Annotated in this window: 6 protein-coding genes and 1 pseudogene; 6 read left to right on the top strand and 1 reads right to left on the bottom strand. The window is 74.8% G+C overall.

The annotated features are described in order from the left end of the window. Positions 1 to 72 precede the first annotated feature (72 nt). The 5 genes and pseudogenes from ACIQ6Y_RS20690 to ACIQ6Y_RS20670 all read left to right on the top strand — a co-directional run. Entirely contained in the window at positions 73 to 927 is an 855-nt protein-coding gene (locus ACIQ6Y_RS20690; RefSeq protein WP_404041537.1) for a DUF4132 domain-containing protein, read from the top strand. Further along, on the top strand, positions 924 to 5,897 hold the full coding sequence (locus ACIQ6Y_RS20685; protein WP_404040829.1) for a hypothetical protein: 4,974 nt from the start codon (positions 924 to 926) through the stop codon (positions 5,895 to 5,897). The genes ACIQ6Y_RS20690 and ACIQ6Y_RS20685 overlap by 4 nt, the downstream gene beginning before the upstream one ends. Positions 5,898 to 5,947: 50 nt before the next feature. Next, a complete protein-coding gene (locus ACIQ6Y_RS20680; protein WP_404040826.1) occupies positions 5,948 to 7,117 on the top strand; it encodes an AAA family ATPase in 1,170 nt (389 codons plus the stop codon). Positions 7,118 to 7,122: 5 nt separating this feature from the next. After that, a complete protein-coding gene (locus tag ACIQ6Y_RS20675; RefSeq protein WP_404040824.1) occupies positions 7,123 to 10,641 on the top strand; it encodes a DUF5682 family protein in 3,519 nt (1,172 codons plus the stop codon). A 680-nt stretch (positions 10,642 to 11,321) separates the two neighbouring features. Continuing rightward, a pseudogene (locus ACIQ6Y_RS20670) lies at positions 11,322 to 12,869 on the top strand (hypothetical protein); the annotation flags it as partial. A gap of 20 nt (positions 12,870 to 12,889) precedes the next feature. Here the strand turns inward: ACIQ6Y_RS20670 and ACIQ6Y_RS20665 are convergent. Beyond that, positions 12,890 to 13,378: a flavin reductase family protein gene (locus tag ACIQ6Y_RS20665; RefSeq protein ID WP_404041535.1), complete on the bottom strand. Its 489-nt coding sequence runs from the start codon at positions 13,376 to 13,378 to the stop codon at positions 12,890 to 12,892. 8 nt (positions 13,379 to 13,386) lie between these two features. Between ACIQ6Y_RS20665 and ACIQ6Y_RS20660 the strand changes: the two genes are divergently transcribed. Then, on the top strand, positions 13,387 to 14,373 hold the full coding sequence (locus ACIQ6Y_RS20660; protein WP_404040821.1) for an MBL fold metallo-hydrolase: 987 nt from the start codon (positions 13,387 to 13,389) through the stop codon (positions 14,371 to 14,373). Positions 14,374 to 14,646 lie beyond the last annotated feature (273 nt).

The raw sequence follows: 14,646 nt of genomic DNA, 5'->3' as shown, positions 1-14,646 counted from the left end.
GTTGCGGAGGGCGTTGTCAGTGCCCTGCCCTAGAGTTCCCGTCACTTGATCACTGAAGTGCGGGAGGCACGTGTGGGGTGGGTGACGGCCGGCGACTACGAGGTCGCGCTGGACGCCGGGAAAGTGGTCTGCCGCAATGCGGCGGGCCGGCGGCTGAAGTCCGTACCGGTCAAGCTCGCTGACGATCCCGCCGTGGTGGGACTGCGTCAGCTCGCCGAATGGCTGGAGCGGCACGAGCGGCAGTGCCTGGCCGACGTGGAGCGGTGGATGGTGCGTTCGCTCCCGGTGCCCTTCGCCGTCATCGCCCGGGTGTGGCCGGATCCGGCCTGGCGGAGCGCGCTGCGCGATCTCGTGGTCACCGGACCCGACGGCGAGGTCGCCGGATTCCTCCGGGACGCGGGCCTCGACCGCGGGCTGGGTCTCGTGGACCTCGACGGCGACACCGTGCGCATCCGCCCCGACCTCGTCCGCATCCCGCACCCGGTGCTCCTCGACGACCTGGAGGAGCTGCGGGAGTTCGCTGTCGAACTCGGCCTGGAGCAGCGCGCCCAGCAGCTCTTCCGCGAGGTCTGGCACCGCCCCGACGATCTCGACTCCGACGCCCACGCCGTCGAGGACTACGCGGGCGGGGCGTTCAAGGAACTGCGCTTCCTGCAGGCCAGAGCCACCCAGCTCGGCTACCGCGTCCGTGGCGGCGACGCCGTCTGCTCCCTGCGCGAGGACGGCCGCGCGATCGAGGCCAGGGTCTGGATCGGCGACTACGACACGTACATGGAGACCGAGACCGGCCCGCTGACCTTCACGGACGGCTCGGGACGCGCGCTGAGGCCCGGTCAGGTCGGGCCGGTGGTCTGGTCGGAGGGCATGCGCATGGCGGCCGCGCTGTACGCCGGGCGCGACGTCGAGGACGAGGAGAAGGCCGCATGAGCACGTACGACGAGACCACCGCGGCCGCGCTGCTGGACGCCGGTGCCGTCCTGCCGCCGGGCACGACCGCGCGCGAGGACGCCGACACGCTCACCGTCCGCACCTACACCCACCCCGCCCTGGACGACCGCAGCGTCGTCCGGCTCGTGCCGGGCACCCTCGGCGAGGCCGAGGACCTCGCCCTGGAGTTCCTCGGCCTCGCCCGGGAGCCGGAGGCGCCGGAGGTGGGCCAGGTGCGCCGGGAGACCCTGGGCTTCCCCGCCTGGGCGCTGGTCAACGACCCGGCCAACGGCCATCACGCACTCGCCCTGGTCAAGGACGTCGAACGGCTCGCCCGCCAGGCCAAGTCCCGCCCGGGCACCGCCAAGGAGGGCTTCGAGGCCCTCGGTGAGCGGCTCGGCCGCGCGGTCCCGCACTTCCTGCCGACCTTCTACGAGCAGGCGGCACGCATCTTCCTCCAGCACGAGAACACGACGTACGCCTCGGCCTTCTTCGGCAAGGCGCGCGAGGCCGAGCGGGTGCACGCGCTCGCCGTCGACGAGGACCGGCAGCGGGCGGTGTTCCTGGAGTTCGCGTTCGCGGGAGCGCTGACGGTCAAGGCCCTCAAGGAACATGTGAAGGACCTCGCCCGCCGGCTCGACCCGGCCGAGGCGTGGGCGCAGTACCGGCAGTTGACCGTGGAGCGCTGCGCGGCCGGCATGCCGCCGTACGCCTCGCTGCCGCAGGACGCCCGGAGCCTGATCAAGGCGGCGGGACTGTCCCGGGTCACCGAGGAGTGCTCCCTGGTCGCCGACCTGATCGCCTCTCCGGCCGCGGTCCGCGCTCCCGCCTCCTTCTGGAACACCTACCGGGCCACGCTGTCCGTCCTCGCCGAACAGCAGCCGTCCGCGCGGACGCGGCTGCTGGAGATCATGCCGAACGGCCTGGGGCGCGACGTGGAGGACGACGAGTTCTGGCTGGCGCTGCTGGCGGAGACCGGTGCCGACCGCCTGCTGACCGGCGAGGACACCGAGGCGGCCGAGTCGGTCGACGCCGCCGAGTGGCTCGGCCGCTGGGCGACGCACCGCAAGCACGGCGGCTCGTTCTCCGACCGCTCCCCGGCCACTCTCGCGCTCGTCGAGCGGATGGCGCCACGCCTGCGCGCGGACGGCCGGACGGTCGACCTCTTCAACGGCCGCTGGCACGCGGGTGCCGACCTCGACCTGCTGGACCTGTGCGCGGCGCAGGGCATCCCGCTGTCCGTCCCCGACCCGGACACGCCCGTCCACCTGGCCCTCGACCGCTGGCTGCGCGAGACCGGCCCCGGCCGCCGCGACCTGACGGCCACCGCCGCCGACCCACGGCTGCGACGCCTGCTCCATGAGGCGATCGGCGCCCTGGGCGGCAACCGGGCCTCGTCCGAGCTGCTGGAGACGCTCGCCGCGCACCCGGTGCTGGGCGTCGTACTGCGCGAGTGGCTCGCCGACCGGGCCGAGGACTTCACCCGGGCGACCGGCCTGCCCGGCGCCCGCGCGGCCCTGGACCGGCTGCGGCCGTTCCGCCCCCTGGCGGCCCGGGTCGACGCCGACGCCGTCGCCAAGGTGGCCGCCCACGAGATCGCCCCGCTGCTCGGCCGCACCCTGCGCGCGGGCATCATGGACGAGCTGGGCTGGTCCGCCCTCGACGAGGCGCTGCGGCTGCTCGACGCCGAGACCCGCCCCAAGGGTCACCAGAACGACCTGACAGTCACGGAGGCCTGGCCGGCCCTGATCGTCTCCCGTGGGCACAAGGCGTTCGTCGTCGGCCCGGAGAAGGTGCTGCTCGAACACGACCTGCGGCTGCCCGTGGAGCTGGACCGCTGGAGCCGCCCCCAGTTCCGCTACACCGACGGTGAACTGCTGGTCATGTGGCAGCACGAGGGCAAGCAGTTCGGATACTGGTCCGCCCGGCCCTCGGAGGTGTTCACCCTCGGCGGCGAGCGACTCGGCTACTGGTACGGCCATCACGTCGGCCTGCCCTCGATCCCGCTGCCCGGCGGAGGCCGGGCCACCGGCGGCCGCACCCTGCACGCCGGGGACACCGTGCTGCCGCCGAGCCGCCCGGTGATCGGCGACGGCACCACCCTGTGGCGCCAGGGCAGGCAGGGCAAGCAGCAGGTGTGGCTGGAGTACGACCCGGCGACCGGTACGCACGGGCGTGCCTCGCTGCCCGCCCTCCTGGCGTCCGGCGTCCACGAGGACGCGTCGCTGCATCACGCGGTGTGCGAGGTCCTGCCGTTGCAACCCGGTCTGGAACACAGCCCGTTCGGCACCGACGGCGCCGTCCTGGGGCGCTGGGTGCGCACGGAGAAGGACGGCGACGAGAAGCGCACGACCACCGGCACCCCCGACGGCCGTACGGTCACCATGACGCGCGGAATTCCGCTCGGCACCCTGAGGCTGCCGCGTGGCGCCGAGCCCGTCGCCGCGCTCCTCGACGGACACGTCGCCCTGTTCGCGGCCGACGACACCTCCGAGGGCGGCCTGCTCGGCCGGGTGACGCTGGGGGACCGGGGCAGCGAGTTCGCCGCCGGCAGCCGGTACGTACCGCCGGTTCCCTACTGGCACGTCCTGCGCTCTCGCGACGAGCGGGGCTCGGCCGTGCTGCGCGCCCTGAGCGACGAGCGCGCGGCCGAGCTCCTGCGCGCGGGCGCCGCCGCCCTGGGGGAGCGTCAGGCTCAGTTCGCCGCGGCTGACGAGGCCGCGCGCGTCAGTGTCGCGACCGCTGACCAGTTCGTCCTGCGGGCCGTGGCCTCGGCTCTGCCCGACATCACCGACGAGCGGCTGCTCATCGGCGTCTCCTCCCTGGTCCGCGCGGCGCTGCGGCTGACCGAGTGGGCCACCGCTCTCGCGGCGCCTGCCGCCCGGCCGGCCGCGTCTGACAAGCGGCGCACCGAGGGCATGTTCGCCGACTACAGCCCCGAGCACGGCGACGACGGGACACTGCGCGAGGCCACCGCCGGCATCGCCCGCCTGTGGGGCGGCTGGCACGGCGAGCAACGGTGGAGCGTGCTCCGCCAGATCAGGGCGGTCAACCACGTCCTGTCCGGGCACCCCGCGGAGGGCAAGCCGTTGCCCGCCGAGCAGGGACGTCCCGCCCCGCTCGGCGACGGCTGGACCAGCGACGAGCTCAGCGTCCCCGGCATCGGCACGATCTGGCCGTCCCTGCTGGGCGTACTGCGGCCGCTCGCCTACCGCGCGGCCTCGCCGACCGTGCCGGACGCCGAACGTGAGGCGCTGCTCCTGCTGTTCGAGGCACTGGCCGAGGGACCGCTCGCCGCGCCCGGGGACTCCCTTCGCGAGATCGTCCTGACCGAGCCGGCGGAGAAGCAGCAGCGCCTGGGCCAGGTGCTGCGCCGGGACGGCCGTACCGTCGTCGTCCTCGGCTGTCAGCGTGTCGACACCGCCCGCGGCCAGGTGCACTGGCTCGCCCTGGACCACGACCCCACCGGCGCGTTCGGCACGATCGCCCACTTCACCCTGGCTCAGGAGACCCGCCACCGGTCGGCGTTCCCCGCCGACGGGCTCGCCGCCGTGGCCCGGCTGATCCGGGACAAGGGTGCCGCGCCGTGGTGGCCCGAGGCGGTCGACGCGTTCGCCACCGCGACCCGCGGCGGGCTGGGGCCGCTCCAGGCCACCGTGCTGCTCGCCGCCCAGCCGCACGGCCGCGACGCAGACGCGCTCGACCTGATGGGCCTGAAGCCGCGCCAGATGGACCAGGCCAACGGCATGCTGGGCTCGCTGTCCGCCGAGGACCGGAGGGCGCTCCTCGGCGCGCTGCTGCCCGCCGACCCCGCCGAACTGTGGACGACCGGGCCGGACATCGACGCCGCCGGCCGGGTGTGGGCCGAACGGCTCGGGTCCGTCGTACGGCTGCCCGAGGACGTCACGGCGGACCTCGCCGGTCTGCCCTGCGCCTCCGCCGAGGCCGTGCTCAACCCGGGCCGCACTCCCTGGATCAGCCGGACCACGGTCCTGCGGCCCGACAAGGACGGCAACCTCGCCCCGGAGGATCCCGAGGCCCTCCCTGCCAGAGGGGACCTGGTGTCGGCTGTCGCCTCCCTTGCCTCGCTCGCCTACGGCCTGCCCTACGGCCACCCGCTGCGCGCCGCCCTGCCCGAGGGCCTCGCCGCCGTACGCCGCCGTATCGCCGACCCGGAACTGCTGCTGGACCTGGACGTCGAGTGGACGGAGCAGGGCAGCCCGACCGCTGTCGAGATCCGCAAGGCGTACGGGCTCCCGGCCACCGGCGGCGCCGACGCGCACGGACTCACGCGTGTCGGCGAGGCGTTGGTGCTGCGGCCGTCGCACCGCGACAACGAGGGCACACTGGTCCGCCCGGTCGGGCTCACCGGTCCCGACGACGCCGTGCTCGGTCTGCTGGAGGGACTGGTCGGCCCCGGGCGGGGCGCCGGGCTGCGGGCGCTGCGCACGATCCTGGCCGGCGACCTCGCCCGCACCCTCGCGGCCGGCCTCGGCCCCGAGGCGCCCGTCGGGTACGCCCAGGACCCCCTGGTCAGCGCGCCCGCGCTGGTCGCCGAGGTCGCCGCGGCCCATGGACTGGGCGAGGATGCGGCGGCGCTCTACCTCCAGCTGCTGGCCCTGCCCGATCCCACGGACCGCAACTGCGCCCGCTGGACCGGCTGGAAGCCCGCCCGGCTGAAGAAGGTCCGCGCCGAACTGGCCGCGACCGACCTCGTCGTCGAGGCCAAGCGGGCGCGGGCCGGGCGCACGCTCTTCCTGCCCTGCGGCTGGCGCGACCTGAAGGGCGCCGCGCTGCCGGTGGAGACCTGGAAGGAGGGCCTCTACCCGATCCACGAACGCCTGCGCACCGTGCCCATGCTCCCGGTCCCCGACCTGTTCGCCCGCGCCTGGGAGCGCGTGCAGGGCGGCGACGCGCCCGCCTACGAGGAACTCACCACGCGGGCCACGCGCAAGAGGCGGGGCCGATGACGACCGCCCAGGCCCCCTCCCCGCCCGACCGACCGGAAGACCCGCAGCCCATGACCGCCACTCTCACTCCCGACACAGTCCGCCAGATCGTCCCGCCCGAGGACCTGTACGCCACCGAGCTGGCCTTCCTCGCCGCCTACGACGACGGGCCGCGCCCGCCCGCGTGGCGGCTCACGCCCCGTGCCGTCGTCACGTTCGTCATGGGCAGCGGCGGTCAGGCGCTGCGGCTGCCCGACGCCGCCGAGGTGCCGGACGGCGTGCCGCGGCGCCTGGCCGTGTCGGGCAAGTTCGTCGGCGACCGGGCCCTGGTCGAGCGCTGTGTCGTCACGCTCGCCGGCGAGCGCGGCCTGCTGCTCGTGGGCGAGCCCGGCACCGCCAAGTCCATGCTGTCGGAGCTGCTCTCGGCGGCCGTGTGCGGCACCAGCGGGCTGGTCGTGCAGGGCACCGCGGGCACCACCGAGGACCAGCTCAAGTACGGCTGGAACTACGCCCTGTTGCTGGCTCAAGGACCGAGCCGCAAGGCCCTCGTACCCTCACCCGTGCTCACCGCCATGAGCCGGGGGGCCATCGCCCGGGTCGAGGAGGTCACGCGCTGTCTGCCCGAGGTGCAGGACTCCCTGGTCTCGCTGCTGTCGGAGCGGCGCATCGCCGTGCCCGAACTGGCGGGCAGCGAGGACGCGTTGGCGCACGCCGCGCCCGGCTTCAACCTCATCGCCACCGCCAACCTGCGCGACAAGGGCGTCTCCGAGATGTCCGCCGCCCTCAAGCGCCGCTTCAACTTCGAGACCGTCGGCCCGATTTCCGACCTGGACGCCGAGTGCGCGCTGGTACGCAGCCAGGCGCGGGCCTCCGTGGAGCGCGCCGGGGCGCCCTTCCAGGTCGACGACGCCGTACTGGAGGCCCTCGTGACGGCCTTCCGGGACCTGCGGGAGGGCCGGTCGGCGGAAGGCTGGGAGGTGGAGCGGCCGTCCACCGTGATGAGCACCGCGGAGGCCGTGTCCGTCGCGGGCGCGCTCGGGCTGGCCGCCGCGTACTTCCCCGGCGACCGCGATGTGCTCGGCCTGCTGCCGGGGCATCTACTCGGCGTCGTCCGCAAGGACGACCCCGCCGACGCGGCCCGGCTGCGCGGCTACTGGGACGGCCCGGTCCGGCGCCGCGCCGAACAGGGCTCCGCCACCTGGCGCACCCTGTGGGACCTGCGCACGGTGCTGGAGGGCTGAGCACCGTGCCCCTCACCCCGGACCAGGCCGTGGCGGCCCTCACCGACCCGGCGGCGCCCTACCTGATCGGCGTACGGCACCACGCGCCGTCCCTGGCCGCCGCCGTGCCGGCGCTGCTGGACGAGGCGAAGCCGGACGTGCTGCTCGTCGAGCTCCCCGACGAGATGCAGCGGTGGCTGCCCTGGCTGGGCCACGAGGACACGCGCGCGCCGGTCGCCCTGGCCGCCGCGCCCGACACCGGGGGAGGCCCCGCCTTCTACCCCTTCGCCGACTTCTCCCCGGAACTCGCCGCTGTCCGTTGGGCCGTACGGCGCGGAACCCCGGTCCTCGCGTGCGATCTGCCGCTCGCGGACCGGGCGTGGGGCGAGGGGCGCGGTACGGCGGGGCGGGTAGCCGGCGGTCCCGGGCTCACCGATGCCCTGCGGGAGCGGCTCACCGGCCGCCCCGGGGAGGACCTGTGGGACCGCCTCGTCGAGGCCACCGCTCCGGGCTCGCCGCCCGAGGCGCTACGGCGGGCGGCGCTGCTCACGGGCTGGGCGCTGCGGGAGGACGCGGCCGCCTCCGGCGGGGTTCCCGAGCCGGATCTGCGGCGCGAGCGGTGGATGCGTGACCGCCTGGCCGCGGCCACCGCGAACGGCGAACGGGCCGCCGTGCTGGTCGGGGCCTTTCACGCCCCTGCACTGTTGTCCGCCGAGGCAGCCGAGGCAGCCGGGGCCGCCGGCCGCGTCGGGGAGGTGCCCGAGCCGCTTGAGGAGCCCGCTGTGCGCGGGAGTTGGGTGACCTCGCTCATCCCGTACACCTACGCGCTGCTGGACGAGCGCTCCGGCTACCCGGCGGGCATCCGGGACCCGGAGTGGCAGCACCTGGTGCTGCGCGCGGCGGGGGACCCGGCCGCGCTGGAGGAGGCGCTGACGCGGGCGGCCGTGCGGGTGTGTGCGGAGCTGCGTTCCCTCGGGCATCCTTCGGGGCCCGCCGACGCCCGGGAGATCACCCGCCTGGCCGGTGATCTGGCCCGGCTGCGCGGGCTGCCCGCCGCGGGACGCGGTGAGCTGGTGGAAGCGGTGCAGACGGTCCTCACCCAGGGCGAGCCGTACGGCCGGGGCCGGGCCGTGGCCCGGGCGATGGAGCGGGTGCTCGTCGGCACGCGCAGCGGCCGTCCCGCTCCCGGCGCGCCGCGCAGCGGCCTCGCTCCGGCGGTGGAGTCGGAGGTGGCGGCTCTGGGCCTGCCCGGACCGGACAGCCGTGGCGCCGACGCCGCGCGCGATCTGCGGCTGGATCCGCTCCGTTCCGACCTGGACCGCCGCCGTGAGCTGCTGCTGCGCCGGCTGACGGTGTGCGGTGTGCCGTACGCGCAGGCCAAGCAGGTCGTCGGCGCGGGCGGGGCCGAGGCGCTCACCTCGCGCTGGGAGGTCCGCTGGACCCCCGCCACGGCGGCCATGCTGACCGCGGCGGCGGCACGCGGGGTCACGCCCGCGCAGGCGGCCGAGGGAGTGCTGCGCGAGCGTCGGCGGGCGGAGCGCGACGAGGGCGGATCGACAGCCGCGCAGGTCCTGCAAGGACTGCGGGAAGCCGCGGAGTGCGGCCTGGCGGAGCTGGTGGACGAACGGCTCTCCGACCTCGCCGACACCGTGCCGCAGACGGGCACGCTCCCCGAACTCCTCGACAGCCTCGCCCTGTTGGACCGGCTGCGGGCCGGTCACATCGCCGGGCTCGACACCGACGAGGAGCGAGCGTCCCGGGCCGTCGCCGTGGCCGAACTGCTCACCGCGGCGGCCGTGCGCCAGGTGGACGGCCTCACCGGTTCCGACGACCCCGCCGACGCGCACGCCCTGCTCGAACTCGCCCATCGCGCCGACGTGTCGGGCGGTATCCGGCTCACCGACGCGCTCGCCCGGCTGGCCGCCGACGGCTCGCCGCTGATGCGCGGTGCGGCGGGCGCCGTACGCGTGCTGCTCGGCCATGAGGAGCCTTCGGCGCTCGGCGACCGGGTCGCCTCCTGGGTGGACTCGGCCACCGATCCCGAGTCCCGCTCCGCCCTCACCGCCCGGCTCGCCGGAGTGCTGACGGCTGCCGGACCGCTGCTGGAGGCGGCGCCGTCCGCGCTGGAGCCACTCCTCGACCGGGTGGCGAGCCTGCCCGACCGGCCTTTCCTGGACCGGCTCCCGGCGCTGCGCGGAGGCTTCGACACCCTCAGCCCCGCTGCCCGCGACCGCCTCCTCACGGTCGTCGAGGAGCGCCTGGGCGCCACGCACCTGGCCGACACCGGTGGCGTCGCCCCCGCCGCGCTCGCCGCCTGGACCGGCGCGGACCTCGCGGCCCGTGCGACGCTCCGGGCGCTGGGACTGCTGCCACCCCCGGCCGGCGACAGGTCGCAGGAGCCTCACAAGGCCCCCGCTGCCGCGCCCCCCGAGGACGGCCTTCTCGCCCCCGCCGACCGCTGGCGGCTGGTGCTGGGCCGTCGTACCGACCGACTGCCGCCCTCCGCCGCCGGATTGGCCACCGCGCTGGACGAGCTGTACGGCAGCGGACGCGGCGAAGGCAGCAGAGGCGGACTGCCCGGCGGCGGGGCGGGCGGTGGCAGGGAGGCGCCGTACCCCGGCGTACGGGAGTGGTCGGAGGAACTGGCCGCCCTGTTCGGGCCCGGCATCCGGGAGGAGGTGCTGGCGGCCGCGGCCGCGTCCGGCCGCACCGATGTGTTCGCCGAGCTCGATCCGGACCGCGTGCGCCCGTCCGTCGACCTGTTGCGCACGGTGCTCCAACACGCCGGCGGGCTGCCCGAGGCCCGGCTGGCCGCGCTGCGTCCGCTCGTCCGGCGTCTGGTCGACGCACTGACCCGGGAGCTGGCCACCCGACTGCGCCCGGCACTGCACGGCACGGCGCTGCCCCGCCCCAGCCGACGGCCCGGCGGCGGCCTGGACCTGCCACGCACCCTGCGCGCCAACCTGGCGACCGCGCGACGCGCCCCGGACGGCACCATCCAGGTGATCCCCGAACGCCCGGTCTTCCGCACCCGCGCCAAGCGCGCCGCCGACTGGCGGCTCATCCTGGTCACCGACGTGTCCGGCTCGATGGAGGCCTCCACGGTCTGGGCCGCGCTCACGGCCTCGGTGCTGGCCGGCGTGCCCACGCTGTCCACGCACTTCCTCGCCTTCTCCACGGAGGTCATCGACCTCAGCGGTCATGTCGACGACCCGCTGTCCCTGCTGCTGGAGGTCGGCGTCGGCGGTGGTACGCACATCGCCGCGGGGCTTCGGCACGCCCGTGACCTCGTCACCGTGCCGTCGCGCACGCTCGTCGTGGTGGTCAGCGACTTCGAGGAGGGCTACCCCCTTGGTGGGTTGCTCGCCGAGGTCCGGGCCCTGGTCGGGTCCGGTTGCCATGTGCTGGGCTGCGCGAGCCTCGACGACGCGGGCCGCCCCCGCTACTCCACCGGCGTCGCGGGGCAGCTCGTCGCCGCGGGCATGCCGGTCGCCGCCCTCAGTCCGCTCGAACTCGCCCGCTGGGTAGGAGAGAAGATCGCATGAGCCCGGCCCTTCCCGCGGTCGCCCCGTCCGTGACCGCCGAGCTGGTCGGGGCGTTGTCGCCCCGGCTCCGCAAACGGCTGGACGCCGGTGTCGCCAAGCTGTCGGGCCGCCCCGTGGTCGTGGACGGCGACACCGTACGCCTCGCCGTCGACGACGACACCGACCTCGAACTCCACGCCCCGGGCGGGGTGGTGACCGACTCGGACGCCATCCGCTGCGGCTGCCTGCTCGCGCCGAACTGCTTGCACCGAGCGGCGGTGGCTTCGGCGGCGCCGGTCGCGGAGGGGGCGATCGGGGTGGGGGAGCTGGACGGGGTGTCGGCTGGGGTATTGGTGGGCGGGTCGGACGGTGTGTCGGCTGGGGTATTGGTGGGCGGGTCGGACGGTGTGTCGGCTGGGGTATTGGGGGATGGGTCGGACGGTGCGTCGGCTGGGGCAATGGTGGCCGGGTCGGACGGTGCGTCGGCTGGGGGACGGGTAGCCGAGTTGGGCGGGGCAACGGCTACGGCGTCGGAGGCGGACGTCGCTCAGCCGTTGGTGCCCGCTTCAGCGTCGGGGCCCGATTTGGGGTCGGGGCCCGTTCCCGGGTCAGGGCCCGCTTCGGGGTCGGGCCCCGCCGGGTCGGGGCCCGATTCGGGGTCTGGCCCCGCTTCCGGGTCGGAGTCCGCTTCAAAGCCGGAGTCCGCTTCCGGACCAGACCCCATTTCATGGCCGGAGCCCGCTTCCGCACCCGAGCCCGCTTCCGGACCCGAGCCCGCTTCCGCACGCGAGCCCGCTTCCGCACCGAAGTCCGCCCCGCAGCCGGACCCGCAGCGCGAGCCAGTCCCGGCTCCCGACACCGCCACCCCCGCCCAGCACGCGGCAGCCCAGGTCCTCCACACCGCCGCGGCCCGGGTGCTCGACGCGGGCACAGAAGGTGCGGGCGCCGTCCCCCAGGCGGAGTTGCTGCGTGCCGCGCACACCGCGCGGCTGGCCGGGCTGCCCCGGGCCGCCGCCTCCGCGGTGTCCACGGTCACCGGGTTGCGCGCGGCCCGCGCCGCAGACCCGTCGTACCGCCTCGCCGACCTCGTCGCCACGCTCCAGGACGTCCTGGGCACCGCGTATGGCATCCCGCGTGCCGTCGGCCCGGAGCTGGCGGCGCTGCGCGGCAGCGTGCGACAGCCCTACCGTCCGGACGGCTCGCTGCGTCTTTACGGGCTATTCACCGAGCCGGTCCTCACGACGACCGGCTATGCGGGGGCGGTGACGTGGACCGCCGATGCCGAGGGCCGCCTTTACACGGTCTCCGACGTAGCGCCGGGCGGCCCGGGCCGAGCGGTGGGTGCGGCCGACCGTGCCGTCCGCGTCGGCGATACGGCCCTGACGCACCGTGAGCTGTCACGGGCGGGGCTGGCCGTGTCCGGGGCGACCGTCTCCCCGACGGGTCGTCTCGGCGCGGGGGCGGGGGTACGGGCGGTGCGCGCGCCCGGCGCGGACTGGCACGCCGAGCCACTGGACCGGCTGTGGGCCGTGCCTGCCGCCGATCAGGCCGTACGCGCCCTCACCGAAGACGGCCACCACGACCTGCTGTTCCTGGACGTCACCCTCGGTGGCACGGTCCGTGAGGCGGCGGGCGACTGTCTGCTCGCCGACTGCGACGGTCTGACCGTCCGGCTCGCCGCCGCCCACGACCATCCTGCGCTTCCCCACCGCGACAACCTGCGTCTGCTGGCCGCAGCCCGGGGGAGCCGACTACGCGTCATCGCCAGGCTGGTCCCGGCCGCGCACGCGCGTGCCTTGCTTCTCGCCGTCAGCCATCCCAGCGACCCCAAGGCCCGACTCGACGTAGGTCTTGACCGCCTGCAGCAGGCGGACCTGCCTGAGCGGCCGCAGGCCGGACCGGTCGCGGCGCGGCCCGCACCCGACGAGGCTCCGGTGCACCTTCTACGCCGCCGCGTCCACCAGGCGGTGTCCGGCGGACGCCGGGTGCTCGCCTTTCCCGGGGACGGCGCCGCCGACAGCAGCCGCCTGCGGCGGCTCGGACTCGGTACGGCGGCCGAACTCCTCGACGAACTGCACGCGGCGGCCGCCGACCGCACCCGCGACGCCTTCGGCCGCCTCGTCCCGGCCGACCTCGACCGCTTCGCACGCGCCTGGCTCGCCGCCGCCCACTACACCGCGGAGATCGACCGGACGCTGTGCGCTGCGGCCTGGGGAGCGCAGCCTGCTGCGGCGGAGGGAACTCCTTGACCGGCCCGCGAAAAGCCCCGTCAGACCGGATGCCCGGGGTCGATGGAAAGGGCATCGGCGAGCCGCAGCAATGGCCGCCCGTCGGCCTTCTCGTGCTCGCCGCTCTGCTCGGGGCTCAGGACGAACCCGACGTGGTCGCCCCCGTCGATCCGCTGCTGGATCCTTCCCACGAACCAGGCACAGGCGTCCTGCAGGACAGCGGCCCCGCCGTACCCGCGGGTCCAGGCCGTGCGCGCGAACTTGTCGACCCGATGGCCGGTCTCGCCACCGAACAGCTCCGCCAGCTCCCGCTTGTCCCGTGTCAGCAGATGCACGGCGAGGAACTCGGCGCCACGAGCCACCTCATAGGTCCGGTTCACCTTGGACAGCCACACCACGAACCGCACCGGCCGGATGGAACACTGCGAGGCGAACCCCACGAGACAGCCGGCCTGTTCGTCGCCCGCCGTAGCGGTGACGACGCACATGTCCGGGTCGAGCCTGTCGATGAAGGCGTCCATGCGCACTATGGTCGCGCATGGTCATCGGCCGCGCCGTCACCGGCCGGACAGCCTTCCGGGTGAGCACGGTGCGCCGCCCGGTCCGATCGGAGGACACGACAGTAGTGGACGCGCAGACCCCGGGATACACAGCAGCCACGTACGGCGGGGTCGACGTGCTCGTCGGCCCCGAGCGGGGCGCCTATCCGTACGCCAACTCGCTGCTCGTACGGGGCGCGGCGGAGACCCTGGTCGTCGACCCGTCGCTGTCGCTCGTCAAGGACGCACCGTCCGCCGACCTGGTACTCGTGAGCCACACCCACGAGGACCACATCGCCGGGCTCGGTAGCTACGACGCCGTACCGGCCCATGTCCACGACGCCGACCTCGCCGCACTGCGCTCCCGCGAGGCGATGGTCGCCGGGCTCGGCCTCCCGCCGGACGCGGCTCAGGAACTGGAGGCGGCGTTCCGCGACGACTTCCACGTACAGGGACGTCCGGACGCACTCGGCTTCGAGGACGGCGCCGTCTTCGACCTGGGCGGGCGCACCGTGACCGTGATACATCTGCCCGGCCACACCGCGGGCCACAGCGGCTTCCTGATCGAGCCCGACGGCTTCCTGTTCCTCGCGGACATCGACCTGACCTCCTTCGGCCCGTACTACGGCGACCCCGGCAGCAGCCTCACCGACTTCGAGGCGTCGATGCGCCTCTGCCGGGAGATCGACGCGCGCTGGTACGGCACGTCCCACCAGAAGGGCGTGATCGAAGGCACCGCAGACTTCCGGCGCCGCCTCGACGCCTTCGCCGGCGTAATGGAGAAACGCGACGCGGCGCTGCTGGCGTTCCTCGCCGAGCCGCGCAGCGTCGAGGAGATCGTCGACCATCGGCTGGTCTACCGACCGCACGTCGAAGGCCCCCATGTGCGGCCGGTGGAACACAGGACGGCGGTTCAGCACCTTGACCGGCTCCTGGGCGAGGGGCGGGTCGCGGAGGTGGAGGAGGGGCGGTTTCGGGCAGCGTGACCCTGACCCTGCCCCCGACCCTGCCGCTGTCGTCGGCCGGTACTGCTGTGCATGGATCTGCGTCGGCCTATCCCGTCCACCCGACATCTTGGTGGTCTGCACTCGATGCAGGGTCCCGTCTTGATCACCTGCCGTTGGTCGTGTTGCCGCCCACGTGCCCTGTCTAGAACGCACTGATCGGCAACAGAGACGAACGCGCCACCCAGCTGGTCCTCCGTGAGTTCACCAACTACGCGGTCGCCCGCGACGCCATTTCCGTGGAGATCGTCGCCC

It is taken from the genome of Streptomyces sp. NPDC096205 (genome assembly GCF_044763135.1).
Lineage (GTDB): Bacteria > Actinomycetota > Actinomycetes > Streptomycetales > Streptomycetaceae > Streptomyces.
The sequence above is the reverse complement of the archived record's forward strand: the minus strand, read 5'-3'. Positions and strand labels throughout refer to the sequence as shown.